The 23,303-nt window shown below is 61.3% G+C and carries 24 protein-coding genes; 8 read left to right on the top strand and 16 right to left on the bottom strand.

The genetic code is table 11. The features are described 5' to 3' along the window. The first annotated feature begins 53 nt into the window (after window positions 1-53). The 3 genes from SynPROS71_RS12670 to SynPROS71_RS12680 are packed head-to-tail and all read left to right on the top strand — an operon-like array spanning window position 54 to window position 3,860. A complete protein-coding gene (locus SynPROS71_RS12670; RefSeq protein ID WP_186595507.1) occupies window positions 54-947 on the top strand; it encodes a MoxR family ATPase in 894 nt (297 codons plus the stop codon). Then, a complete protein-coding gene (locus SynPROS71_RS12675) occupies window positions 934-1,863 on the top strand; it encodes a hypothetical protein (protein ID WP_186595509.1) in 930 nt (309 codons plus the stop codon). The genes SynPROS71_RS12670 and SynPROS71_RS12675 overlap by 14 nt, the downstream gene beginning before the upstream one ends. After that, a complete protein-coding gene (locus SynPROS71_RS12680) occupies window positions 1,860-3,860 on the top strand; it encodes a DUF3488 and transglutaminase-like domain-containing protein (RefSeq protein WP_186595511.1) in 2,001 nt (666 codons plus the stop codon). Before SynPROS71_RS12675 ends, SynPROS71_RS12680 begins: the two co-directional genes overlap by 4 nt. Here the strand turns inward: SynPROS71_RS12680 and SynPROS71_RS12685 are convergent. After that, complete coding sequence (locus tag SynPROS71_RS12685) at window positions 3,769-4,536, bottom strand: hypothetical protein (protein WP_186595513.1); 768 nt, start codon at window positions 4,534-4,536, stop codon at window positions 3,769-3,771. The genes SynPROS71_RS12680 and SynPROS71_RS12685 overlap by 92 nt on opposite strands. Further along, entirely contained in the window at window positions 4,533-5,141 is a 609-nt protein-coding gene (locus SynPROS71_RS12690; protein WP_186595515.1) for a PilN domain-containing protein, read from the bottom strand. The genes SynPROS71_RS12685 and SynPROS71_RS12690 overlap by 4 nt, the downstream gene beginning before the upstream one ends. Before the next feature lie 156 nt (window positions 5,142-5,297). On the opposite strand from SynPROS71_RS12690, the gene SynPROS71_RS12695 reads away from it, so the two are divergent. The 3 genes from SynPROS71_RS12695 to SynPROS71_RS12705 all read left to right on the top strand — a co-directional run bounded on the left by SynPROS71_RS12695 (window position 5,298) and on the right by SynPROS71_RS12705 (window position 7,304). After that, window positions 5,298-6,041 (top strand): DsbA family protein, encoded by a 744-nt coding sequence (locus tag SynPROS71_RS12695; protein WP_186595517.1) that lies wholly within the window; start codon window positions 5,298-5,300, stop codon window positions 6,039-6,041. Further along, window positions 6,038-6,415 (top strand): hypothetical protein, encoded by a 378-nt coding sequence (locus SynPROS71_RS12700; RefSeq protein WP_186595519.1) that lies wholly within the window; start codon window positions 6,038-6,040, stop codon window positions 6,413-6,415. Before SynPROS71_RS12695 ends, SynPROS71_RS12700 begins: the two co-directional genes overlap by 4 nt. Before the next feature lie 73 nt (window positions 6,416-6,488). After that, complete coding sequence (locus SynPROS71_RS12705) at window positions 6,489-7,304, top strand: pentapeptide repeat-containing protein (protein WP_186595521.1); 816 nt, start codon at window positions 6,489-6,491, stop codon at window positions 7,302-7,304. Window positions 7,305-7,321: 17 nt separating this feature from the next. Here the strand turns inward: SynPROS71_RS12705 and SynPROS71_RS12710 are convergent, their stop codons facing one another. The 6 genes from SynPROS71_RS12710 to SynPROS71_RS12735 form a co-directional block, all read right to left on the bottom strand. After that, window positions 7,322-9,652, bottom strand: a complete 2,331-nt coding sequence (locus SynPROS71_RS12710; protein WP_186595523.1) for a type II secretion system protein GspD — start codon at window positions 9,650-9,652, stop codon at window positions 7,322-7,324. A gap of 90 nt (window positions 9,653-9,742) precedes the next feature. Further along, window positions 9,743-10,489: a hypothetical protein gene (locus SynPROS71_RS12715; protein WP_186595525.1), complete on the bottom strand. Its 747-nt coding sequence runs from the start codon at window positions 10,487-10,489 to the stop codon at window positions 9,743-9,745. After that, complete coding sequence (locus tag SynPROS71_RS12720) at window positions 10,486-11,178, bottom strand: PilN domain-containing protein (protein ID WP_186595527.1); 693 nt, start codon at window positions 11,176-11,178, stop codon at window positions 10,486-10,488. The genes SynPROS71_RS12715 and SynPROS71_RS12720 overlap by 4 nt, the downstream gene beginning before the upstream one ends. Continuing rightward, on the bottom strand, window positions 11,178-12,089 hold the full coding sequence (locus tag SynPROS71_RS12725; RefSeq protein ID WP_255442194.1) for a hypothetical protein: 912 nt from the start codon (window positions 12,087-12,089) through the stop codon (window positions 11,178-11,180). Before SynPROS71_RS12725 ends, SynPROS71_RS12720 begins: the two co-directional genes overlap by 1 nt. A gap of 48 nt (window positions 12,090-12,137) precedes the next feature. Beyond that, window positions 12,138-13,316 (bottom strand): quinone-dependent dihydroorotate dehydrogenase, encoded by a 1,179-nt coding sequence (locus SynPROS71_RS12730; protein ID WP_186595531.1) that lies wholly within the window; start codon window positions 13,314-13,316, stop codon window positions 12,138-12,140. Between the two features lie 14 nt (window positions 13,317-13,330). Further along, the gene (locus tag SynPROS71_RS12735) at window positions 13,331-14,053 is read right to left on the bottom strand and encodes a ribonuclease H (protein ID WP_186595533.1); all 723 of its coding nucleotides are present in this window, start codon (window positions 14,051-14,053) and stop codon (window positions 13,331-13,333) included. A gap of 60 nt (window positions 14,054-14,113) precedes the next feature. Here SynPROS71_RS12735 and SynPROS71_RS12740 point away from each other — a divergent pair, with 60 nt between their 5' ends. Continuing rightward, window positions 14,114-14,818: a DUF3747 domain-containing protein gene (locus tag SynPROS71_RS12740; RefSeq protein WP_186595535.1), complete on the top strand. Its 705-nt coding sequence runs from the start codon at window positions 14,114-14,116 to the stop codon at window positions 14,816-14,818. A gap of 257 nt (window positions 14,819-15,075) precedes the next feature. Here SynPROS71_RS12740 and rplL read toward each other — a convergent pair whose 3' ends face one another. The 8 genes from rplL to gloA all read right to left on the bottom strand — a co-directional run bounded on the left by rplL (window position 15,076) and on the right by gloA (window position 21,860). Next, the gene (rplL, locus tag SynPROS71_RS12745) at window positions 15,076-15,468 is read right to left on the bottom strand and encodes a 50S ribosomal protein L7/L12 (RefSeq protein ID WP_011934258.1); all 393 of its coding nucleotides are present in this window, start codon (window positions 15,466-15,468) and stop codon (window positions 15,076-15,078) included. Window positions 15,469-15,515: 47 nt separating this feature from the next. After that, window positions 15,516-16,043 (bottom strand): 50S ribosomal protein L10, encoded by a 528-nt coding sequence (gene rplJ, locus SynPROS71_RS12750; RefSeq protein WP_186586005.1) that lies wholly within the window; start codon window positions 16,041-16,043, stop codon window positions 15,516-15,518. Between the two features lie 240 nt (window positions 16,044-16,283). Continuing rightward, window positions 16,284-16,991 carry a 50S ribosomal protein L1 gene (gene rplA / locus SynPROS71_RS12755; RefSeq protein WP_186595537.1) on the bottom strand — a complete coding sequence of 236 codons (708 nt, stop codon included), beginning with the start codon at window positions 16,989-16,991 and terminating at the stop codon, window positions 16,284-16,286. Window positions 16,992-17,071: 80 nt separating this feature from the next. Next, a complete protein-coding gene (rplK, locus tag SynPROS71_RS12760) occupies window positions 17,072-17,497 on the bottom strand; it encodes a 50S ribosomal protein L11 (RefSeq protein WP_186595539.1) in 426 nt (141 codons plus the stop codon). A 110-nt stretch (window positions 17,498-17,607) separates the two neighbouring features. After that, window positions 17,608-18,276 carry a transcription termination/antitermination protein NusG gene (nusG, locus tag SynPROS71_RS12765; protein ID WP_011934262.1) on the bottom strand — a complete coding sequence of 223 codons (669 nt, stop codon included), beginning with the start codon at window positions 18,274-18,276 and terminating at the stop codon, window positions 17,608-17,610. Window positions 18,277-18,339: 63 nt separating this feature from the next. After that, on the bottom strand, window positions 18,340-18,588 hold the full coding sequence (secE, locus tag SynPROS71_RS12770) for a preprotein translocase subunit SecE (RefSeq protein ID WP_186595541.1): 249 nt from the start codon (window positions 18,586-18,588) through the stop codon (window positions 18,340-18,342). A gap of 93 nt (window positions 18,589-18,681) precedes the next feature. Further along, window positions 18,682-21,447, bottom strand: a complete 2,766-nt coding sequence (locus tag SynPROS71_RS12775) for an ATP-dependent Clp protease ATP-binding subunit (RefSeq protein WP_186595543.1) — start codon at window positions 21,445-21,447, stop codon at window positions 18,682-18,684. Window positions 21,448-21,458: 11 nt separating this feature from the next. Further along, window positions 21,459-21,860, bottom strand: a complete 402-nt coding sequence (gene gloA, locus SynPROS71_RS12780) for a lactoylglutathione lyase (protein ID WP_186598090.1) — start codon at window positions 21,858-21,860, stop codon at window positions 21,459-21,461. 146 nt (window positions 21,861-22,006) lie between these two features. Between gloA and eno the strand changes: the two genes are divergently transcribed. Further along, window positions 22,007-23,299: a phosphopyruvate hydratase gene (gene eno / locus SynPROS71_RS12785; RefSeq protein ID WP_186595545.1), complete on the top strand. Its 1,293-nt coding sequence runs from the start codon at window positions 22,007-22,009 to the stop codon at window positions 23,297-23,299. Window positions 23,300-23,303 lie beyond the last annotated feature (4 nt).

A 23,303-nucleotide genomic window follows, 5' to 3' on the forward strand; every position in this document is an offset into this window, starting at 1 on the left:
TCCAGGGGATTGCCAACTGGCCCAACATCATCAATGTAACGCTCGCTTTCGGCATGCCCTCTCACCTGCAGCCTGTGATTGCTGGGATCAGCCGCGTGCTGCTGGGCAAAACGCATCAGGTGCAACTCTGCGTGGCCTGCCTGCTTGCCCGCGGCCATCTGTTGCTGGAAGACAAACCGGGCATGGGCAAAACCACCCTGGCGGAAGCGCTGGCGCGCAGTTTCGGCCTCGCCTTCCAGCGCATGCATTTCACCAGCGATCTCCTGCCCGCTGATCTCACCGGCATCAACATCTGGGATAGCGCAGCCGCCCAGTTCCGCTTTCACCCTGGCCCCCTCTTCACCGAAGTGCTGCTGGCCGATGAAATCAACCGAGCCAGCCCCCGCACCCAGAGCGCCCTACTGGAAGCGATGGCCAGTGGTCGGGTGAGTATGGAAGGCACCAGCCATCCCCTGCCACAACCGTTCTTTGTGATCGCCAGCCAGAACGGGCTCGACCAGCGCGGTACCTCCGCGCTGCCCGAATCGCAGCTGGATCGCTTCCTGATGCGCCTGTCGCTCGGATACCCCAATCGGGAAGCGGAACGGGCCATGCTCAGCGGGGGCCAGCAAGCGGTGGAGAGCCTGAGCAGCAGCCTGCAGCCTGCCGATCTACTGCAAGCGCAACAAGCGGTTGAACAGCAGCACACGGCTCCGGCCTTGCTGGACTACGTGCTCGATCTGGTGCAGGCCAGCCGCGACCGAAGCATCGGCCTGAGTCCGCGCGCTGCTAAGGATCTGATCGCTGCTGCCCGCGCCTGGTCGTATCTGGAAGGTCGGGACTGTGTGCTTCCCGATGATGTGCAGGCTGTGTTCGAAGCCGTGAGTGAGCATCGACTGGATGGCGGATTGCACCAACCCCAGCCACTCAGCCGCAACCTGCTGGAGTCGGTGGATGCGCTGCGCTGAGCCCAGCCAAACCCGGCAGTTCAGCCGCCGCAACCTTTTCATCTTCAGCAGTCGCTTCGGGGGGCTCTGGTGCGTGAGCACCGTGATGATCTATCTGATGGGCATCCAGGCCAGCAGCAGAACCCCCCTGCTGCTGGCCTACCTGATGGGCGGATTGATGCTGCTGGCGCTGTTTCTCACCCACCAGAACCTGGCTGGGCTGGAACTGCGCACACTCGACCAGCCGATCACCTTCGCTGGTGAGCGAGGCAGCATCGCCCTGGAAGCCCGCAGCCAGCACTGGCACAGCAGCCTGCAGTTGCACTGGCGGGGCCTGCCGGATACCAGCAGGACGGAATGGCATCTCGCCCCAGGGGTCACGCGCCTGGAGCTTCCCTGGTTGGCAGTCGGCCGCGGTCAGCAACGACCAGGCGAGCTACTGCTGGTCACCCGAGCACCTCTTGGCCTGTTCCGGTGCTGGGGTGGCTGGAAACCCGATCTGCTCGTGACCGTGGCGCCAGCCCGGCGGCCCGGACCAGTGCAGTGGCTGAAGGGTGAGGCTGACTCGAACCAGCCCTCACCCTCTGCCGACTCAGTGCGGCAAGCAGGGAGCGAAAGCTTCGAAGACCTGCGCCCTTGGCGCAAGGAGGAGGGAAGCCAACGCCTCGACTGGAAAACGCGGGCTCGCGGTCGCGGCGACCTTTGCAAAACCTTCAGCGACGACCAGCTCCCGGCCCTGTGGTGCAGCCCAGATCCGCATCTGCCCTTGGAGCAGGGTCTCGAGCACGTGTGTGACCAGCTCTGCCGGATGGCCGCAGCGGGACAGCCTTTCGGGTTGATCCTGCCCCATGGCGACCGGATCAGGCCCGGCAGCGGCGCCGCCCATCTCGAGCGCTGCCTCACCGCCCTGGCCAAGGCACCAGGTGAACCGCCATGACCGGCAAGCTCTTAACGGCACGCCGTCTGCTGCAGGCAGCCCTCGCCGCGCTCTGGCTGCAGCTTCTGCCCACGGGTCAATTGCAGCTGAGCAGCCTCGTGCTGATCCCCACCCTGCTCGTGATCAGCAGCTGGCCCGCCCTGCCCCAGCGGCGGCTTCAGGCCCTCACCTTCACCGTGCTCGCCTGCTGGGGCCTGGCTTCCGCTGGGCTCGATAGCCGGCCCTGGCTCACGGCCCTCGCCAATCTGCTCTGGCTGCTGGCCGGGCTCAAACTGGTCGAGGCACACGCAGGTCGCCCCCTTCGCCTCGTGTCCCTGATTCTGCTGATCGGCATCGCCTTGGCCGGGGTGCTCAGTCAATCCCTGGCAGCGAGCCTGCTGCAAGGGCTGGCTGCCCTGCTCAGCCTTAGCGGCCTGATCGCAGTGGAGGGGGGGCCGCAACCGCTGCGGTTCCTGTTCAAGCGCTGCCTCAGCCTGGTCGGCCTGGCCCTGCCCCTGGTCATCAGCGCCTTCCTCCTGCTGCCGAGGCTTCCGCCGTTGTGGACGCTGCCCTCCAACTTGTCGGGCCGCAGCGGCCTCTCCGACCAGCTCAACCCCGGTGCCCTCAGTGAGCTGGCCCGCTCCTCCGAACTGGCGGCTCGCCTGTTTGTGGAAAAGCCTGATCTGCCGCCACCGAGCAAGCGTTATTGGCGTGTGCTGGTGCTCGATCGCTTCGATCGGGGCAGTTGGCGTGCAGCTCCGGTCGGTCGTGCAACTGCGCCGATGGCCAACAGCGCCCTACCGATAGAAGAGCCACGCACCTGGCTGCTGGAGCCCTCTGCCCTCTCCCAGGTGCCCTGGGATGGCGAGGGGACACCGCTCACCACCACACTCACCGTCACAGCCAAGGGAGAACTGCAGGCGTCAGAGCCGATCCGCTCCCGATTCCGCTACCGCTTGGCAAATCCGCCGGTCACCACTGACGTGCACAGCTGGCGCCAGCAACCTCCCACTGCCCAGGATCTGCAATGGCCTCGTGGGAGCAATCCACGATTGGAGGAACTGGCCCAACAATGGCGCCAGGGTGCCACTGATCCATTGGAGGTGGTGAACAAGGCCAAACGTTGGTTCATCGGACACCCCTTTCGCTACACCCTGCAACCGGGAACCCTGCCCGCGCGTGGGGGGCTGGATGCCTTTCTGTTTCGGAGCCGCGCAGGCTTCTGCGGCCACTACGCGAGCGCCTTCACGGGGCTGATGCGAGCTGCAGGCGTACCGGCAAGAGTGGTGGTGGGCTATCAGGGCGGGCGCTGGGTGAGGCCCCTCACCGGCCAGCCCTTTCTGGAAATCACCAACAGCGACGCCCATGCCTGGGCCGAGATCTGGGATCCGAAGCGGGGTTGGCTGCAGGTCGACCCCACCGCCTGGATCGCCCCACAACGCAGTCGCACAGATCTACTCAGCAGCTTGCCGGCGTCAGAGCGTCCCCTGCTTGCCGTCACAGGCCTTCGGCACTGGCTTCGGCCAATCGCTGATCAATGGCGCGGGCTCGACAATCAGTGGCAGCGCTGGGTGATGGGCTTCGATGCCGAAGCCCAGCGCAGACTGCTGCTGCAATGGCTACCCCTCGGGGCACGGAGCCAGGGGGTGGTGGCAGTGCTCACGATCGGTGTTCTCCTGGTTCCTGCCGTGCTCCTTCTGCAACGCCTCCCGGCAGGCCCAAGAGCAGACAAACTGCGCCAGGCCCTTGAACGCTGCCTCGCCGTACTGAAGCGAGGGGGCTGGCATCCCCAAGATGGGGAAACGCTGCGGGCCTTCAGCCAACGGCTAAGCCGAGAGCAACCCGAGCTCCAAGAGGTGCTCGATCAACTGGCAAACAGCTACAACCAAACGCGTTTCGCCCCATCCTCTTCAGAACCCCGTCACCTCAAGGGGCGCTGGCAGGAGCGGAAGGTTGCACGTTATTCGCTGCAGCTGAAGCACCTTTTGCGTCGTCAGGCTGACGGCCATAAGCAGTAAGGGTGAGCGACAGATCGAGAGGGGGTGCAGCGGACTCAGCACCTTTCTCTTCGTCGGCACTGACTTGCTGAACCTGCAGATCTAGATCACTGATTTCCACAAATACCTGCAGGCTCTCAAGCGCACGCATGAAACCAAGCAACCCGGCAAAGGACCCTGACACACCCAGTTGGGCTGAACGGCGCTCCAATCCCTCGCGCAACAGAGGATCCTTCGGCTCGGCGCCCTCACCACCTGCCGCCGGGGGCGGCGCAACCGCCTGCCCCTCTGCAGGGGTAGGCGGTGGTTGATAGGCCTGCACTTCACCGGGTTCGGCGCGGGTGATCGTCACCCCGATCCGATCGGCGAGATCGTTGAGGAGGGCCAGCAACGTATCGAGTTCACCGGTCCCCGCGACCAACTCCAACAAAGATTCCTGCCGCTGCCAACCCTGCTCAAGCCGCGCCAACTCAACCTCGAGTTGTTGACGCAACAACGGCACGGCATCACGCAGACGCCGTAGCTCCTCCACTTGTTCACGCTGGCCTTGGTTCCGCACAAGCAGGGGGGTAAGCGCCAAAAAAGTAAGAAGCACGGTGGCCATCAAACCTGCCGCGATCGGTATCACCAAAACCGCACGTTCTGGCGTCAGCCAACGCACCCGAGGAGCCGTTGGATTGGTCTGAAAATTGGTCATGGCAGCAGCCCAAGCCGGCGCATCAACTCGACGCGCAGTGCCACACCATTCGCCCCCAGCTGTCGCAGACGTCCTGCGCTGGCCTCTGCCGCATCCGAGGCAAAATTGGCTTTGACCTGATAGCGCAGCCGCGGCGATTGCTTGCGCTCATCAAAGACAGCGTCCACCAGGATCACCGAGCTGGAATCAAGAAACGACGAATTCTTAAGGCTGAGAAGAAAAGCATTCACCATTTTGAACCCCCCCTCGGGATCGCCTTCCCCCAGAAGCGTCAGGCCCTTCCCCTCAACCACCACTGAATCGAGCTGTAAACGGGTTGGGATACGTCGCTGCAGTTCGGTGAGAAACGCGGAACTGGATCGCACATCGGCAAGAGCCTTCGCAATCTCCTGGTTCTGATCGTCCAGCTGCTTCAGCTTTGTGCGAGTCGTCTGCAGCCGCTGCTCAAGATCGCCGTACTCCTGCTGGGCAGGCAGGAGTGAACGTGCCTCAGCAGCAAGCCATTGATTGCGCACTAACAACCATCCGCAGATCAACAAGAGTCCTGCCGGCAGAGCGATGCCAATCAGCGCACCACGACGCAGCAGGCTGCGGGTTGAGACCACTTGCGGTCTGACCTGGCCGTAATCTTCTCGACGCTGACGGAGAAGATCGATTTCAAGCCAGGCACCAACACCCACAGAGCTCGAACGAATCTCGATCCATTTAATCGGCTTGCGTTAGTCCCAACAACTGAGGGCGCATCGATGCAGAAATCACCAATGCCTCGCGCTTGGCGCCTTCCGACCTGGATGCGATCAGCGGCTTACCTCGTTTTCGGCGCTTGCCTGGGAGTCGGAGGCACCTTCGGCTTACAGCAATGGCAGAACGCAGGAGAAGAGTCCCCGGTGGTTCAGACCCCAAACAAGCAAAACCGCCAACCGCGAACACTGGTGATGGACCTCTTGCTGCAAGGGGATCCAGTGCTCGGCAAGCCATCAGCACCAATCACGATTGTGGAGTTCAGCGATTACCAATGCCCCTACTGCCGCCGTTTTCAACAGCAAGTATTTCCGAAATTAAAACGGGAGTTCATCGATGAAGGCTTAGTGCGCCTCATCCATAAGGATTTGCCATTGCCGTTTCATCAGCAAGCCGAAACCAGCGCCGCGGTGGCCCGCTGCGCTGAACAACAAGACGCTTTTTGGCCAGTACACCAGGCGCTTTACGACCAACAGAGCTGCTTGGAATGCCGTGGCCCCATCGCGATCGCTGTCGCCGCAGGACTGAACGGCGACGAACTTGATCGCTGCCTGCGCCAACCAGCGATCCTGGAGGCAGTGCGCAGCAATCGATCGGAATCGACCCTTCACGACATCAGCGCCACACCCACCTTTGTGATCGGCCCCACCATTGGTCGCGATCGACATCGCGGTCAGATTGTGGAGGGAGCCTTACCGTGGCCGCAATTCAAGTCGCTGATCGAGCAGCAACTGAAGAAAGCCTCCTTGGATGCGAAGCGATGAGCGCCAACACACTGCAGAACGACAGGTACTGGTTCGATCGCCATCCCAATGCTGTGGTGCGCTTCAGGCGCCAACGCATCGGGGAGTTTGAAAGTTTGAACGCCCGAGGCGAACAAGCACCCGTTTTCCGCCCGAGCTTCAGCGGCGAAGAAGCGCTCACATGGGTCGCCGTCGTGGATCTGTTTCAGCTGCTGCAAGACACCAACGCAGCATCAGATGGCACCCGCATGCGGTTGCGACTGCGCACGACTCCGATTCGGAGCACTGCGGAGCGATCCCAGGCCAGACAGGAGCTGATGAAAGCGGTGGCCAGAGAATTGCTCGAACAAGCCTTGCTCGATGAAGCACTGAGCATCAATCAAGAAGCAGCCTGAATGCCAACTGATCGACAGAGGCCTTGGCGGCTGATACAAGAAGAGCATCGCTGACGCAGCTCTCACTTCGCTAATGCGCCATATCCCCCTGCTGCTGGCCCTCCCTTTGTTATGCGGCAGTGCACTGTCTCCCACGGCATCAGCCGCCGACTCGGAAGCTTTACTGCTGTTGCTACAGAAGCGGAGCTGCCCGGATTGCAAGCTCCAAGATGCCGATTTGGTGCATGCCGATCTGCGTGATGCGAACTTGCAAGGTGCTCGGCTGCAGCGCGCCAACCTTGGCCAAGCCCAACTGGATGGAGCAGATCTGAGCGGCGCCGACCTCAGTTTCACCAGCCTGCGCGGAGCGAGCCTACGCGGAGCCAATCTCGTTGGTGCTCGACTTTATGGAACGGATCTAAGAGAGTCAGATCTCAGCGGGGCAAAGCTCAGTCCGGAAGCCCTTGAGGAAGCGCACTGGGATCAAGCCAAGGGAGTGGGAAATGGAATCCAGAGCCATGCATCGCTTCACAATGCTGGCGTCGATGCCGCTCTTCAAGGCCGCTGGGGTGACGCAGAAGCTTTGTTCAGTCGTGCAATCGAACAATCTCCGAACGAGAGCCTCTCGTGGATTGCGAGAGGGATCGCACGCTCAAAACTTGTGAAGGACGACCTCGCCGCCTCAGACTTTGGCTATGCGGCGACTATCTATCAATCGCAGGGGAATAAGGATTGGGCAAAACAGCTCAGTTCTGCTGCTAATAACCTCAAAAAGAGACGACATCATCAGGATTCACCCATACCGGCGAATGGCGTAGGCAGTAGTGTTTTGAGCAGCATCTCCACTGCCATTAGAACTATTGCACCTTTAGCAATCAAGGCATTTTCCCCAATAGGATTGGGCTTCTGAACACATAGAACTACGATTCAAGTCCCTGAAAGGACTTGCCTTGCAGCAGGGAGACTTGGCCTGTAGCCGTAACCATAAGCGCCACCAGCTCGATCATCAATAATTTTAGGAGTGACCATAATCACCAACTCACTCTTTGACCTCTCACCACCAGAATTCCGAAAGAACTGACCTACGAATGGCAGATCGCCGAGAATTGGCCATTTCGTTACCACCTCACGATCGGTATCAGAAATAACACCCGTAAGGATCAATGTTTGACCATCGCGAACACGAATCTTCCCTGTATCCAATGATCGGTCATTGATGATCGTTATCGAACCACAATTGCCAACCTGCTCAGTGCCAACGGGTGCAGAAATCTCGGGTGAAAGCGCGAAAGTCACAAATCCATTGTCATCGATTTTTTCCACACGAGCACCGAATGTTAGGCCAGCATTGGCAAAAACCGGTTGACAGAAATTATTACCATTGACATCTTGCTTTACCTCGAAAGAGGTTACGAACTGAGTGCCGACACGTACATAGGCTTCATTGGAAAACTCGCGACCAATCTTGCCATCTTCTGAGATTTTGCCTTTATCTGTGCCTGTCGACTTTTCCCCAAATTCTTGCAACACAAGCGTTGGACTCGCAAGCACCTTCGTCGAAGTCGACTGAATCCTTGCCCGAAGAAAGTCAAAAAATTGATTTTCAGGGTATTGAAACTTCGTCGGAGGTGTGTATTCAACACCATCCTCAGTGACTTCGCTAACCCCAGGCTGCAGAGGATTGTCGTAAGTCCCGAAATCTGGCCTTACAGGTGACAAGTTCGATTCACCCACCTGGGTGTTCGAACCCGGCAAAGGATAAGCCGAAGAAGGTTGATCAAAGAATGGAGTATTTTCACCCGCAAGTATGCCAGTACCTGGCACTGGCGTTGTTCCATCCTGGGCTGCGTATCGACCCGGCAAACCGCCAGCCTCGGTCGCAGGAGGCTTGTAGCCACCAAAATTAGCCAGCAACTCACCATTATCACTCACCACAAACATATTACCAGACCTGAACGCAAAGCTATTTGCGATTTGCTTATCATTTTCGAGATTGATATCTAAAATCTTGATCGTCAAAGCAACCTGCCTTTGCCGGAGATCAATTTGCTTTAAATAAGCCTCCGCAATCGCAACCAACTGAGAATCACCAACCAATGTCACAGTCTGCAATCGTTTATCGGTAGTGCCTGTTAAACCCTTCAAAGGGCCAACTGCCGCTCCATAGGTCTCAATACTGGTCAACGTCGATGTGGACTGCGATGTCTGCGAACTGATCTGCGTTGTACCAGCCGAGGCCGGATCACCACTGGTGATTGATGTTGTATTCACCTTGCTGACTGATGCACCAAGACTGGCGAGATAATTAGCCGCCGATGATGCACTCGCCTGATTGAGTCGGTAAACCTTGGACACTTGAGGCCCGAAAGTTTTCGCAGACACTGCGCTACCCACCATCAAAGTCCTTCCATCCAGCTTTCCTTGCAACCCTGAAGCCAGCAGCACCCCATTCAGGGCACGGGCATAACTTTCATTCTGGAAAGACATTGACACCGGATTGCCACCACCTGAAACGCTTCCAGTTGCTGCTTGTCCAGGTTCTGAAGTTGCGTCGCCGGCATCCCCCACATACACAAACCCATACCCACCCAAGCGCGCCAGAGCCATCAAGGCATCCTTTGCCGGAGCGTTGTTCAGGGTGAGCGTCACCGGCGGACCGCTCACATTCACGAAGCTGCGGTTCTGCAGCACCATCGTGCCCACGGCCATATCGCCCAGCGGTGGGGCAACAGCCCGGGGACGCAGGGGTGGGGCGTAACGCGCCTGGGGCACACTGCCCGGGGTGTTCAGATCCAGGCGGCCCGTCTGCAGGGTGGGCGCTGTGGTCAGACCGTTGAACTGGAGGATCAGATTTCTGCCATCCGCACTCACCACCGGTTCCTGCAGGGTCTGTCCTGGCACCGGCACCACTTCCAATTGGTAGGTCTGCCCCGAACCACTGATCGCCACCTTGGCCAGGCTCGCGCCGGGATCCGACAGTTGCTGGCTGCCATTGCGCACCCCCGGCTGACCCTGGGTTTGCAGGCGGCCCTCCCACACCCCGCCATTGAGGCGCTGCTGCAGCACCGGCTGGGCACCCACACCCTCAACCACCACCTCCACGCCGCTTGGGCCACGGCGGATGCGCAACGCCAGAGCACCTTGCGCCTGCACTTGACGGGAGACGTTGTTCATCAGCCCGTCGAGTGCCCCCACGTCGGCAGCCGAAAGGCCAGCAATCAACACGAGGGCCGTCAACCGGGAAGGAGGGAAGCGCATACCCGGGCCGAACCGCCACAAACCATGGGCGGATGGTATCGATCGAATCTCAACTCAACCAGCCCTTACCAACAAGAACTCACCTGTGGTTCAGGAGGGTGCTGACTCCGCCTTTGGCTCAACCGGTGCAGCGGATTTGTCAAAGAACGTGAGCTTCAGCTTCAGCTGAGTGCGAGGTGGCCCGGCGGGTTGTTGATCGTCTTCATCAGACGATTGAGACGCATCGTCAAGCGCCACCAATTCCAGATCGCTGGGCTGAACCAGCAATTCCAACGCCTCCATCCGCCTGAGAAAAGCGAGCAAGCCGGGATAGGGGCCCTCCGCCTGGAGCAGAACCGCCGTTTTCTGGTATCCGAGCTTGGCCAAGGGGTCCTTTGGTGCTGCCGGCTTGTTGCCTTTCCCCTGGGTGTTTCTGGATTTGGATGCCTGGTTCGGTGCCTGCGATGAGGCATCCGCAGGAGCCGCAGGCACAGGCTCGTACAGCGTGATCGCTACTCCGGTGGCAACCGACTCGCGGCTGAGCTGAGCCATAAACGTGTCGATCTCCCCCTGGCCAGCCACCAGTTCAATGAGCAGGTTCTGCTGCTGCTGCGCTTTCTGCAACTCCACTTGGGTTTTGGTGCGCTGCAGTTTCAACTGGGGCAGGGATGCCTCTTTGGCCTTCAAGTCATCCATGCGCTGGCGCTGTTCTTCGATCACCCCCAGCCGCGGCCAAGCCAGCCCGGCTAACAGCGCCCCAGCCAGCACCACCCCGAAAGCCGCAGGCGCACCCACCAGAATCCGCCCCCGGCTGAACCGGCGACGCCAGACCGATTGATCCGGACTGAGGTTGGTCACAGCGGCACTCCCTGCTGCTCAAGCAACCGGTAGCGCTCGGCCAGCCCCTCAGCCCCCAAAGCCTCCAACTGCTGGATCGACGGTCCTGCTTTGGGATCAAGCACCCAGTCGAGACTGAAGTTCACCACCGGGGTGTCACCATCCTCGCGGGTGAGCTTAAGCACCTTCACCCCATCCGCCTTGGAGATGGGCAGGCGCGCCAAGGTGATGGCCAGAGCATTGATGCGCTCCAGAGGCCCCGGCGTGGTTCCCACGGCAGCCTTGCCAGAAACCTTGATCCGGTCGCTTTGAACCGAAACGTCCTCCAGCTGGATGCCGACGGGAGTGACGCGCCGCAACTGCTCCAATAAAGGCGATCCTGCGGGGACCGCCACGAGTTGCTCGGCGATCTGAAGCGTGTCCCTCTTGAGAGAGGACATCTTGCCCTTGTTCGTCTTGATCTGGCCTTCAAGGGAGCGGACCTGACGTTCAAACGGCAGCAGCGTCTCCAGCTCGCGCTGCTGGGCAGCCTCAATCCAGCCCAAGCCAACCACAGAGGCCAAGGCAACACCAACGGCCGCCCCTCCCAGCAACGCCCCCCGCAACAGCAGAGGCCCCTTGGGCATCAACGGTGGGGAGTCCTGGGGACGTCCGAGCTCTAAGCGCCGTTCGCGCAACAGATCTGGCAAACGCTGCTGCTTTTGGCTCATCACGGCAACTCCGCTGGCGCCATCAGCGCCAGCTCCACCAAGGACATTTCGGCATCCCCAAGCAATGGCCCCAGCTTGAGCGCGTCATGGCTCTCCCCCCAGCGGCCTTTCCACGCAGCATCAGCCGTCACGCACCAGCCTGGAAGGTCCATGACTGCAGATCCTTTTTCACAGTTTTGCTCCCTCCAGGCATCGACCAGCCCCAGCACTTCCACGCGCAAGGCCGCCAGATCCCTGGCCTCCAGGGCAACGTCCAACTCAGGCCATCCATGCTCCAGCAGCAGGAGACGCCAGCTGCCCCCCTGCTCCACCAACCAGATCAGAGGCTGCTGCAGGTCCTGCTCGTGCGAGCAGGCCAGTCCCCTCCAGGCGGCACAGAGCAGCCATTCAGCCCGGCGCACGCTGAGATCGGCCGCGGCCAGGGTGTCCAGCCAAGCCTGCAGCACCATGCGCTCGGCACCCACCACCATCACCGTCTTCGTGCGGGTGTCCGGCACCAGGTCGAGGTAGCTCTCCTGCAGCGAGAGAGACCAGCCCAGGTCTGGGCCAAGCGCCCGCAGATCATCACCGTTGCTGAGCGTGGCCGCTGCCGCTCCCTGAAGCCGCCGCCATTCACAGCACGGCAGAGGCAGCAACAACTCCACTTCAACCTGGGCTGCCACCAACCCCTGATCCAGCAGCAGATCAGCCAGGGTGTCGCCCAGCACCTCGCGCTGCAGGGGAACGCCGGCGCGGACCAGATCCTGGGGAAGCGGGACGCTGGTGACCTGCGGCTCTCCCTGCAGGCTCCAGGTGAGTGTGAGGGCATCGTCGGATGGGACCAGCACGACCCGCACGGGATCCAGAAGGGCCTGGACCTGACGCATCCAGCCCTCAAGTGCAGGAAAGCGATCGCTCAGTCCGGCCAGCACCACATCCCCCCCACTGGCGTCATCAACGACCTGCCGGAAGGGTATCGGCTAGCGCCAAGGGGCGCCGCTCCCCACCGCCTCACTGATGTGGCGGAATCCATGGCGATCGAGCTGCAGCTGCAGTCCCTCCAACACCCGGGGCACCAGATCGGGGCCTTCATAAATCCATCCCGTGTACAGCTGGACCAGGGACGCACCAGCCGTGATCCGCTCCCAGGCTGCTTCCGGTGTGCTGATCCCGCCCACACCCACAAGGGGAAGCGCCGGCCCGGCGGTGGCGCGCAGGCGCCGCAACACTTCCAAAGCGCGTCTGCGCAAGGGATCGCCGCTGAGACCACCCGCCTCCTCCGCCAGGGTGCGGCCGGTCTGAGCAAGCACACGCTGCTCGAGGCCGAGACGGTCCAAGCTCGTGTTCACAGCGATCACCCCCGCAAGCCCCTCCTCATAGGCAAGACGAGCCAGACCATCGATGGCGTCATCCTCCAGATCGGGGGCGATCTTCACGAGCAGGGGCGGGCAGCCGGGCAGACGGCGCAGACGCTCCACCAGGCGCCGCAGTTGCGACGCGTCCTGCAGGTCCCTCAGACCTGGAGTATTCGGAGAACTGACGTTGATCACGGCGTAATCCGCCTGGGGCGCCAGCAGCTCAAGCGACGAGGCATAGTCATCGGCCGCCTGGTCGAGGGGCGTGATTTTGGACTTGCCGAAGTTGATCCCCAGCACTGCCGGGCGCTGACCACGGGCCGGCAACGCCTGCCGCAACAGGGTGCGGCGCAGCACTTCGGCACCCCCATTGTTGAAGCCCATACGATTCAACGCGGCCCGCTCCTGGGCCAGCCGGAACAGCCGCGGCCGCGGATTGCCTGGTTGCCCATGCCAGGTGACGGTTCCCACCTCCGCAAAGCCAAACCCGAAGCGATCCCACACCCCTGCGGCGACACCGTTCTTGTCGAAGCCAGCCGCCAGCCCGACAGGATTGCTGAAGCGGCAGCCGAAGAGCACCTGTTCCAGGCGCACATCGTTGCGCTGAAGCTCCGCACCGATGCCCTCCAGCACTCCGGAGACTCCGGGCCATCGACGCCGAAGGCTGAGTTGAGCGAGAGCCTGCAAGGCCGCACGACTGAGCTGTTCGGCATCGACCCCCTCATCGTTGGCCAGCACGGGGCCCAGCCAGCGGCGATAGAAACCTGCGGTGGACAACGCCCCGGACGATGACGACTGGGCCATCTGGTTTCCTGCTTCTATCTCGATCCTGCCTCGGCACGCCGCAAGCGCCAGCGATCCCCGTCGATCGGTTCCACCATCCAGTCGCGCCAACGCCACGGGTGCTGGCGTTCAAGCACGTTGGCGAGGGGTTGTTCCACCAACTGAGCCAGCTCGACGGCCGTGAGCGTGAAACCACCGGTGGCGAGCCGATCCGCCAGCTCCAGGCGCGTGAGCAACGTGCGCAGTGGCTCCGGTGCCGGATCCGGAGGTTGGGTTTGCGCAGCACGAAGCGGTGGTGCCCCCCCCTTCGAGTAAGCCACAGCGATGGCATCAACCCGGTCGTTGTCGGGATCACCGCTATGCCCTTTCACATAGGTGAGCGGCACATCGGGCAGGCGTGCCGCATCCAGGGCCTGCCAAAGGTCTTGGTTGAGCACGGGCTTACCGGCGGCCGTCTTCCAGCCCTTGCGTTTCCATCCGACCATCCAGGAGCCAAGCCCATCGATCAAATATTTGCTGTCGGTCCGCAAGGTGAGATCGGGATGGCGTGGCAGCTCTGCCAAGCGTTCCAGCACGGCGAGGGCAGCCTGCAACTCCATGCGGTTGTTGGTTGTGGCCGGCTCGGATCCACCGAACTCCTCCACGCTGCCGTCTTCAAAGCGAATCAAGGCACCCCAGCCCCCTGGACCTGGGTTGCCGCTACAGGCTCCATCGGTGGCCGCCGCGACAACCCGTCCCCTGCGATCGCCATCAGCCATTTGTCACCCCACCCTGTGTTCGGTACAACACGGTTCTTGAGCACCCAGGAGGTCTGGGCTATGGGCCGAACCTACTTCCGCAGGACTGCCTTAGCGGCCACCGCCCTGGGGCTTGCCGGTCTGGGCGCGGCTCTTCCTGGCTTGAGCCGAGCTTTATTCGACAGTCGGCCCTTGCAACAGGAACGCTTCGCGGTTCTGGCCCAGGCCGTGGGCAACAGCCGCTGGAAACTGCTCGTGCTGGAGCAGATCAAGGCCCGTCCACTGTGTTGGGAAGAGCGCAGGGACGGCTTGATGAAGCCTTCTTTGAATGATTTCGATTTCAGCGGGATCTGCAGCCGCTATCTCGACAGCAATGGCTATTCCCTACGCACGGGAGGCACGGACTCCGACAAACGCTTTCGCCTGAAGCTGGAGCAGACCCGCGATGGACTGCTGCTGCAGGCCATGGATCCAGTGAGGGGAGACAGCACGGTTGTGGCCCGAGCCACCCGGGTGCGGCGGGACAAGGATGCTTTTGTGAAACTGACCCTGGAGCCGGGGTGGGCCCTGGAACGTCGGGCCTACAAAGGCCGAACCCTGAGCCATGTGTATTTCGCCAATTCCAAGCCAATGCCAACGCTCATGGCCTCGAGTCGGGGCAGCAGCCGCCAGACCCGCAGCTTCTCAGCGAGTCTGCCCAGTGCTCCAGGACTGCCGCAGGCAGGAGGCAGGGGCCAGGCAGGGCGGGGGCCGATCCGATTGCAGGTGATTCCCTTCCGTCCCTGACGGGAGGACAGTTGAGGGAGCGCCCTCTCCCGACGAGACAGGGCCAGGATCACTTCTTATGGTTCATTTGTGTGAGGAGTGCTAAGCGCCTCTTCAGGGTCGAAACAAGGACAGACTCCTGCAATGCGCTTCACTTCTGAGTCCTGCCTTTGGCAGGGCTCTTTTTTTTGGGCCACAAAAAAACCGACCCTGGGGTCGGTTGGGTGCAATGGAATGGGGGAAGGGTCGCTATCCCGCAGGACACCGACCCGACACGATCACTTGAGGGTGACCTTGCCGCCCACTTCTTCGATGGCCTTCTTGAGGGCTTCGGCTTCGTCCTTGGACACGCCTTCCTTGATGGCCTTGGGTGCAGCCTCGACCATGGCCTTGGCATCACCAAGACCCAGGCCGGTGGCCTCACGCACAGCCTTGAGGACCTTGATCTTGGCTGAAGCGTCAAAGCTCTCCAGCACAACATCAAATTCGGTCTTCTCTTCAGCAGCCTCGCCACCGCCAGCGCCAGCAGCGCCAGGAGCGGCCATCACCACACCAGCAGATGCGGCAGCGGACACACCGAAAGCTTCCTCGATCTGCTTGACGAGCTCGGAAGCCTCAAGCAGCGAGAGAGTTTTCAGTGATTCGAGAATTTCGTCGGTTTTTGCAGACATGGTTGGGAATCAGCAACAGATCAGAGAAACAGTCGAGTCGAAGACGATCAGCCTTCGCCGGATTCGGCGTGCTGCTTGAGCGCTCGAGCAAGGCCGGAGGGAACCTCGTTGATACCGACAGCCACCTTGGTGGCAACGGCATTGATGGCACCGGCGATCTGCGCCATGAGTGCTTCCTTGGAGGGAAGATCACCAATGGCCTTGATCTCGTCCTGAGACAGGAGCTGGCCTTCGAAAAGACCGCCCTTGGTTTCAGACTTTTTGGTGTCCTTCTGGAAAGCCTGAACGGCTTTCACTGCACCGCCCACATCCCCTTTGACAAGGATGAAAGCGTTGGTGCCGGTGAGAAGGGAATCAAGGTTTGACCAAGCACTGTCACCATCAATCGCACGACGCATCAAGGTGTTTTTGGTCACCTTGCACACACCGTTGGCTGCCTGCAGACGGGTCCGCAGATCAGACATTTCCTTGATGGAGAGACCCTGATAATCCAGGACCAGTGCCATTTCGGCCTCACCGAGGAGCTGCTTGAGCTCTTCGACGATCTGTTGCTTGCTCTCCAGAGTGCGGCCCATAGGAATTGGATCGGATCGGGGGAACAAGCTGGACACGCGGCCGATCAGTGCTCCCCGAAGGGGAGACGAGGCCGCGTATCGATCCAATCCCAAAGGGAGCAAAATCGTCGCGTTTGCCTCGGCAGGACTTATGCGACCAAGCCGGTTCGGGAGAACTGGCTGATGCAACCTGCTGTCTCAGGCCGGGCACGTGCCCGTGGACTGGCTTTCGCCAGTCCATCAAATTACATCACAGCGTGATCAGCCGTCTTTGTTGATGTCCTGCAGCGCAGCGATATCAACTTCCACAGACGGGCCCATGGTGGATGTCACGTAAAGGCTCTTCCAATAACGCCCCTTCGCGCCGCTGGGCTTGTTGCGGTCGATGGTCTCCTGGAGCGTTTTGAGGTTGTCCAGAAGATTGCCTTCCGAGAAGCTGGCCTTGCCGAAACGCACATGCACGATTCCCGTGCGGTCAGCACGGAATTCGAGTTTTCCGGCCTTGAATTCGTTGATGGCAGCCGCCAAATCCGTTGTCACCGTTCCCGCCTTGGGGTTCGGCATCAAACCACGGGGACCAAGCACCCGACCCAACTTGGCGACCTTGGGCATCATGTCGGGGGTGGCGATCAGCAGGTCGAAATCCATTTCTCCCTTGCTGATGATTTCCACCAGATCCTCATCACCAGCGAGTTCAGCGCCGGCCGCCTTGGCCTCAGCAACCTTTTCACCGCGGGTGATGACCGCAATTCGCACCGTCTGACCGGTGCCATGGGGCAATGCCACCGTGGTGCGCAGCTGCTGGTCGGTGTATTTGGGGTCAATGCCAAGACGGGCGTGGGCTTCCACGGTCTCGTCAAACTTGGCAGTGGCGTTTTCCTTGACCAATTGAATGGCTTCAAGGGGTTCGTAGGCCCGTTCCTCGATCTTGTTGACGAGGCTGGCCAGGCGTTTGGATGTTTTAGGCATGGCAGGAATGGGGTGCAGGCGACCGCAAGGTCTCCCCCGAAAAAGGACAGTTGAAGCAGTGAGAACTGGCGCTTGAGGCGTCAGTCGGTGATGGCGACGCCCATGTTGCGAGCGGTGCCTTCAATGACGCGCATGGCCGACTCAACGCTGGTGCAATTGAGGTCGGGCAACTTGGTCTTGGCGATCTCCTCAAGCTGGGAACGCTTGATGGAGCCAACACTTCCCTTGGCGGACTCGCCGGACCCTTTCTCGATTCCGGCGGCTTTGGTGATCAACACCGACGCCGGAGGCGTCTTGGTGATGAAGGTGAAGCTGCGGTCTTCGAAGACCGAGATCTCCACCGGGATCACAAAACCGGCCTTGTCCTGGGTACGGGCGTTGTACTCCTTGCAGAACGCCATGATGTTGACCCCGTGCTGACCGAGAGCAGGGCCCACGGGCGGTGCGGGGTTGGCTTTGCCGGCCTGAAGGGCCAGCTTGATGACTGCTGTGACTTTCTTGGCCATCGGCGGACGGAGTTGTACATCTGCGGATCACTTGCCCCTCGGGGCAGGTGCGGCGGAGCGGAAACCACTCCTAAGGCCGCCCTCCGCAGGGAGACGGCCGCCACAACACCTCAGTTTTGTTTGCTCACCTGGGAGAACTCGAGCTCCACAGGCGTTTCCCGGCCGAAGATTGAAAGAAGGGCCTTGAGCTTGCTGCGCTCGCCCGACACTTCAATCACTTCGCCTTGGAAGTCCTTGAACGGCCCAGCCGTTACCAGAATTTGATCACCCTCGGTGAGATCAACCTTGACGACGGTCTTCTTCTCGGCAGCCCGCTTGAAGATGCGATCCACCTCGGAGCGGCTCAGAGGTCGCGGCTTGATGTGACCGCGGGCTTTGCCCGTAGCGCGGCGATCCTCCGCACCCACGAAATTGATGACGTTCGGAGTGCTGCGCACAGCCATCATCGTGTCTTCGTCGAGCACCATGCGCACCAGCACATAGCCGGGGAAAACCTTCTCCTCCGTGGACTGCCGACTGCCATCTTTTTTGATCTTCACGGCAGGCGTTTCCGGAATCTCGATTTCAAGAATCCTGTTGCTCACGCCCAGGGTGACCGCCCGTTGCTCGAGGGTGGCTTTCACCTTCTTTTCGCAGCTTGAAGCCACCTGCACCGCGTACCAGCGGGCAATCCCCGTTCGCACTTCAGGGACTTCGAGCGTTCCTTCCTCGCCGTCGTTCGGGGCCGGAAGATCCAGCACTTCACTGGAATCCGACTGGCTGAGATCGAGATCAGACACGGGGCAGGATGAGAAGAACAGAGCATCGATGCGACTCGACGCCGTGGGAGGCGGACCAGCCGATCAACGGAACACCTGGGACGCAGCCCAGCCGTAAAAACGACTCAGAGCAGCGATGGCAGCGGCTGACAGGCTCACCATCAGAATCACTGCGATCGATTCACTGAACAGCTGCTGCCGACTGGGCCAGACAACCAGCTTGAGCTCCTCGTAGGTCGCAGCGAAGAACCCACCTTTCTTTCCCGGCTGGTCAGAGCCGGTAGGAGCCGGTGACTTGGCTGATGCGGTGTCCTCGGAGGTAGGCGTTGTCACGAATCGCTGGGCACGGAGTCATTGGGCCGGTGCTGACGCAGGCTCAGATGGCACGTGACAGCAAACAAAGATCCTACCGGACGCCTTCTGCGCTCAAGCAGGTTCAAACCTGAAGGGTTCAGCGGGCGAAGCGCCAGCGTGGACCCGCACGGTTTGGGCAGCGTGGAAGCGATCTTCAAGCAATTCCGTCGCCAGGGGGTTTTCCAGGCGGCGGCGCAACACACGGCGCAGGGGTCTGGCGCCGTATTCAGGTTCGTACCCCAGGCTCACGAGGGCATCGATCACGGCGTCGTCAACCTCGAGGGAGAGTCCCTGCTCCCGCAGAAGCCTGGACAGATCAGCCAGTTGCAAGCGCACAATCCGGCTCAAATCCTGCTGATCGAGCGGTCGAAACCGAATCACCTCATCGATGCGGTTGAGAAATTCAGGCCGAAAATGGCTGTTGAGCGCTTCATCCACCGCCGCATCCAATGACGGGGATGCGGCTTGAGGGTCCGACTCCTGGCCTGATCGCGCTGCCTCAAGGATGGCCCGACTGGCGAGATTGCTGGTCATCACAACCACCGTGTGACGGAAATCAACGGTGCGCCCCTGGGAATCACTGAGCCGGCCGTCGTCGAGCACCTGCAGCAGCACATTGAACACATCCGGATGGGCCTTCTCCACCTCATCAAGCAGCAGCAGGGCATAGGGACGACGACGCACGGCCTCCGTGAGCTGACCGCCTTCCTCGTAGCCCACATAGCCCGGAGGAGCACCCAACAAGCGGGCCACGGCATTGCGCTCCATGAACTCGCTCATGTCGAGACGCACCATCGCCTCCTCTTCATCAAAGAGTTGACCCGAGAGGGCCTTGGCCAGCTCGGTCTTGCCCACACCGGTCGGCCCCAAGAAGAGGAAGGACCCCACTGGCCGGCGCGGATCCTTCATGCCGGCACGCGCCCTGCGGATCGCAGCCGCCACGGCCTGCACGGCCTCCGGTTGCCCGATCACCCGCTCTTGCAACCGTTGATCCAGCTCCAGCAGTTTCTGGCGCTCGCCAGCCAGCAGCCGCTGGACCGGGATCCCAGTCCAGCGCGCCACCACATCGGCAATATCCGCGGCCTCCACCTGTTCGCGCAGCAGCGCGGTTCCAGCAGCTTGGGCATCACTGAGGGACTGCTCGAGAGCGTCGCGGCGCTGCTGGAGTCGATGGAGCTGGTCGTATTGCAGGCGCGCAGCCTCCTCGAGGTCTCCCTCGCGTTCCGCCTCGGCCATGGCATGGCGGAGATCTTCGTCCTCCTGCAGCAGCTGGCGCAGCTCCTCGAGCTGGGCGCGTTCGGCCTGCCAACGCTCCCGCAACCGGGACAAGTGCGTGGTGGCCTCCAGTCGTTGACGCTGCAGCTGAACACGTTCCGCCTCAGGAGCCTGTTCGGCAGCAAGCACCGACAACTCCACCCGGCGCAAGGCCATTTCGGCGTCTTCCACCACCTGGGGCTTGGACGTCACATCCATCTTGAGCTGAGCGGCCGCCTCGTCGATCAGATCGATCGCCTTATCGGGCAGGCAGCGGTCGCTGATGTAGCGATCGGCGAGCCGGGCGGCGGCGGTGACCGCGGCGTCCGTGATCGTGACGCCGTGGTGCAGCTCATAGCGCTCCTTCACCCCACGAAGGATCTCGATGCTGTGATCAATGGAAGGCTCCGCGATGGGCACCTGCTGAAAACGCCTGTTCAGTGCAGGGTCTTTTTCAACAGTGCGCCGGTAATCCTCGGGTGTGGTGGCGGCGATGCAGCGCAGATCGCCCCGCGCCAGCGCAGGCTTGAGCAGGCTGCCGGCATCGGCACTGCTGCGATCACTGTTCACCACCGTGTGCAGTTCATCGATGAACAGCACCACACCCGCTTCCGGATCACTCACCTCCTGCAACACCTCGCGCAGGCGCTCCTCGAATTGTCCACGGAACTTGGCACCGGCAATCAGCGCTCCGGCATCCAACGCCACAAGCCGCAGGCCTTGAAGCGATTCAGGCACTTCACCAGCCACCATCCGCTGGGCGAGCAGTTCAGCAATCGCCGTTTTTCCCACACCCGGAGCACCGATCAGCACGGGGTTGTTCTTGCCGCGGCGGGAGAGCACTTTGATCAAGCTGCGGATCTCGGCATCCCGACCCACCACTGGATCCAGCTGGCCGTCAGCAGCTTCCGCCGTGAGATCCCGCCCGAACCGCTCAAGGGCTGTTGCTTCAGCCGCAGGGACCGGCTCAGGCACAGCGTCGGTCGTTTGGGCAGGCGCCGGTGGCGGTGCTGGAGCGGGCGGCGATGCCGGAGCAGACGGCGGGACCGGGAAGGACGGACCCTGTGCTGAAGGTACCTGTGAGGGGGACTGGATCGTCGCTCCAGGGCCAGGGTCCGGAGCCCGGCGCAGCTCCGCCTCCAAACGGTCCGGCGTCAGCCCGAAGCGGGAGAGGAGATCTTCGCCAATGCGCGGATCCCGGCCGATCGCAATGATCAAGTGGGATAGATCGATCAGACGAGAGCCCCAAAGCCCCCGCACACGATCCGCCGACTCCAGCAAACGCTCGAGATCTTCCCCAATAAAAAGATCCTGACCGCGGGCGGTGGGTTGCTCGACAAGAAACGATTCGAGCTGATCAAGGAGACGGTCGCGGGGGAGTGAGAGCACAGCCACGTCCGCCTGATAACGAGGATCGGCGAACAACACCTGGAGCAGATGCTCCACATCGAGATCTCCATGGCGCCAACGCCTGGCCACGTCTTGGGAACTGAGCAACAGATCCCAGGCCTGATCGCTGAAACGCTCAGGTTCGGCAGTGAGGCTGGCTGGAGGCTGGGAACTCCCTTCGTAGGCAGACGTCATCAAGGGGTGGCTCAGGCAGACGGGGAACGGGACGCCAGTTCAATCAGCTCAATTTTGTATCCATCGGGATCTTCCACGAAGGCGATCACGGTGCTGCCGTGCTTCATCGGGCCTGGTTCGCGAACAACCCGACCCCCCTGGCCAGCAATTCCTGAGCAGGTTGCCTGGATATCGTCCACGCCCAAGGCGATGTGTCCATAGCCAGTTCCGAGGTCGTACTCAGAGGTATCCCAATTGTGGGTGAGTTCAAGAACGGTGGACTCCGACTCATCCCCGTAACCGACAAAGGCGAGGGTGAAGCGTCCGCCTGGATAGTCCTTGCGCCGCAGCAAGCGCATGCCCAGAACGTTGGTGTAGAAGGCCAGAGAACGCTCGAGATCGCCCACCCGAAGCATGGTGTGCAGCATGCGCATCGACAGGTTCAGCAGCTCCTTCCCAGCATGGTGCATTCCCTTGGAGGACGGAAGCGCGTGTAGGGACGCTTGCCATTCGTGCCGAAGGGCACAGTTCCAGTGAGCAGGGCGACCCATAGGATCCCCCAGTCTTCGATTCACCGCACGTGTTCGATTCCCTCGACCTCGTCATCGATACCATCGTGGCCCGTGAGGTGCTCGACTCCCGCGGAAACCCAACCGTGGAGGCCGAAGTGCTCCTGGAGGGTGGCGCTAGCGGCCGGGCAATTGTGCCCAGTGGCGCCAGCACAGGGGCCCACGAAGCCCATGAGTTGCGCGATGGCGGCGACCGCTACATGGGCAAGGGCGTCATCCAGGCTGTGAACCACATCGAAGAGCGGATCGCCCCCGCCCTCTGCGGGCTTTCAGCACTGGACCAGGCCGCCGTGGATGCCGCCATGCTGGAGCTCGACGGCAGCGACAACAAGTCGTCCCTGGGTGCCAACGCCATCCTGGCGGTGAGCATGGCCAATGCCCGGGCTGCGGCCAACGGGCTGGGATTGCCGCTGTACCGCTACCTGGGTGGGCCGATGGCCACCCTGCTGCCCGTTCCCCTGATGAATGTGATCAACGGGGGCGCTCATGCAGCCAACAGCCTGGACTTCCAGGAGTTCATGCTGGTTCCCCACGGTGCCCCGAGCTTCCGGGAAGCCCTGCGCATGGGCACCGAAGTGTTCCACACCTTGAAGAAGCTGCTCAGCGCCAAGGGCATGAGCACCGCAGTGGGGGATGAAGGCGGCTTTGCCCCCGACCTGGGCAACGTGGAAGCCGGTGAAATCCTGGTGGAGGCGATTGAAAAAGCCGGTTACAAACCTGGAGAGCAAATCTCCCTGGCTCTGGATGTGGCCAGCACCGAGTTTTTCGCAGATGGCCGCTATGCCTTTGACGGCGGCAGCTACGACAGCGCCGAGATGGTGGGTCAACTGGAGAAGCTGGTCGAGAAATTCCCGATCGTTTCGATCGAGGATGGCCTCGCTGAGGACGATTGGGAGGGCTGGAAGCTCCTCACCGAACGCCTGGGCAGCAAGGTTCAGCTGGTGGGCGACGATCTGTTCGTGACCAACACCAAGCGACTGCAGCAGGGCATCGACAACAGCACCGCCAATTCGATTCTGATCAAGGTGAATCAGATCGGATCACTCACCGAAACCCTGCAAGCGATCGATCTGGCCGGCCGCTCGGGTTACACGAGTGTGATCAGTCACCGCAGTGGTGAAACAGAAGACACCACCATCGCTGATCTGTCTGTTGCCACTCGCGCCGGTCAGATCAAGACAGGCTCCCTCAGCCGCAGCGAACGCGTGGCGAAGTACAACCAGTTGCTGCGCATCGAAGACGAACTGGGCAGCCAGGCCGTCTACGCCGGTGCTGTCGGTCAGGGTCCTCGCGGGAGCGCCTGATTCT

The organism is Synechococcus sp. PROS-7-1, assembly GCF_014279795.1.
Lineage (GTDB): Bacteria > Cyanobacteriota > Cyanobacteriia > PCC-6307 > Cyanobiaceae > Synechococcus_C.

What these genes read in the sequence shown, in the direction of transcription:
- SynPROS71_RS12670 (WP_186595507.1), top strand. Translation starts at nt 54, where the DNA reads ATGCCCTCTCACCTGCAGCCTGTGATTGCTGGGATCAGCCGCGTGCTG.
- SynPROS71_RS12675 (WP_186595509.1), top strand. Translation starts at nt 934, where the DNA reads ATGCGCTGCGCTGAGCCCAGCCAAACCCGGCAGTTCAGCCGCCGCAAC.
- SynPROS71_RS12680 (WP_186595511.1), top strand. Translation starts at nt 1,860, where the DNA reads ATGACCGGCAAGCTCTTAACGGCACGCCGTCTGCTGCAGGCAGCCCTC.
- SynPROS71_RS12685 (WP_186595513.1), bottom strand. Translation starts at nt 4,536, where the DNA reads ATGACCAATTTTCAGACCAATCCAACGGCTCCTCGGGTGCGTTGGCTG.
- SynPROS71_RS12695 (WP_186595517.1), top strand. Translation starts at nt 5,298, where the DNA reads ATGCCTCGCGCTTGGCGCCTTCCGACCTGGATGCGATCAGCGGCTTAC.
- SynPROS71_RS12700 (WP_186595519.1), top strand. Translation starts at nt 6,038, where the DNA reads ATGAGCGCCAACACACTGCAGAACGACAGGTACTGGTTCGATCGCCAT.
- SynPROS71_RS12705 (WP_186595521.1), top strand. Translation starts at nt 6,489, where the DNA reads ATGCGCCATATCCCCCTGCTGCTGGCCCTCCCTTTGTTATGCGGCAGT.
- SynPROS71_RS12710 (WP_186595523.1), bottom strand. Translation starts at nt 9,652, where the DNA reads ATGCGCTTCCCTCCTTCCCGGTTGACGGCCCTCGTGTTGATTGCTGGC.
- SynPROS71_RS12720 (WP_186595527.1), bottom strand. Translation starts at nt 11,178, where the DNA reads ATGAGCCAAAAGCAGCAGCGTTTGCCAGATCTGTTGCGCGAACGGCGC.
- SynPROS71_RS12730 (WP_186595531.1), bottom strand. Translation starts at nt 13,316, where the DNA reads ATGGCCCAGTCGTCATCGTCCGGGGCGTTGTCCACCGCAGGTTTCTAT.
- SynPROS71_RS12735 (WP_186595533.1), bottom strand. Translation starts at nt 14,053, where the DNA reads ATGGCTGATGGCGATCGCAGGGGACGGGTTGTCGCGGCGGCCACCGAT.
- SynPROS71_RS12740 (WP_186595535.1), top strand. Translation starts at nt 14,114, where the DNA reads ATGGGCCGAACCTACTTCCGCAGGACTGCCTTAGCGGCCACCGCCCTG.
- rplL (WP_011934258.1), bottom strand. Translation starts at nt 15,468, where the DNA reads ATGTCTGCAAAAACCGACGAAATTCTCGAATCACTGAAAACTCTCTCG.
- rplJ (WP_186586005.1), bottom strand. Translation starts at nt 16,043, where the DNA reads ATGGGCCGCACTCTGGAGAGCAAGCAACAGATCGTCGAAGAGCTCAAG.
- rplA (WP_186595537.1), bottom strand. Translation starts at nt 16,991, where the DNA reads ATGCCTAAAACATCCAAACGCCTGGCCAGCCTCGTCAACAAGATCGAG.
- rplK (WP_186595539.1), bottom strand. Translation starts at nt 17,497, where the DNA reads ATGGCCAAGAAAGTCACAGCAGTCATCAAGCTGGCCCTTCAGGCCGGC.
- SynPROS71_RS12775 (WP_186595543.1), bottom strand. Translation starts at nt 21,447, where the DNA reads ATGACGTCTGCCTACGAAGGGAGTTCCCAGCCTCCAGCCAGCCTCACT.
- gloA (WP_186598090.1), bottom strand. Translation starts at nt 21,860, where the DNA reads ATGCGCATGCTGCACACCATGCTTCGGGTGGGCGATCTCGAGCGTTCT.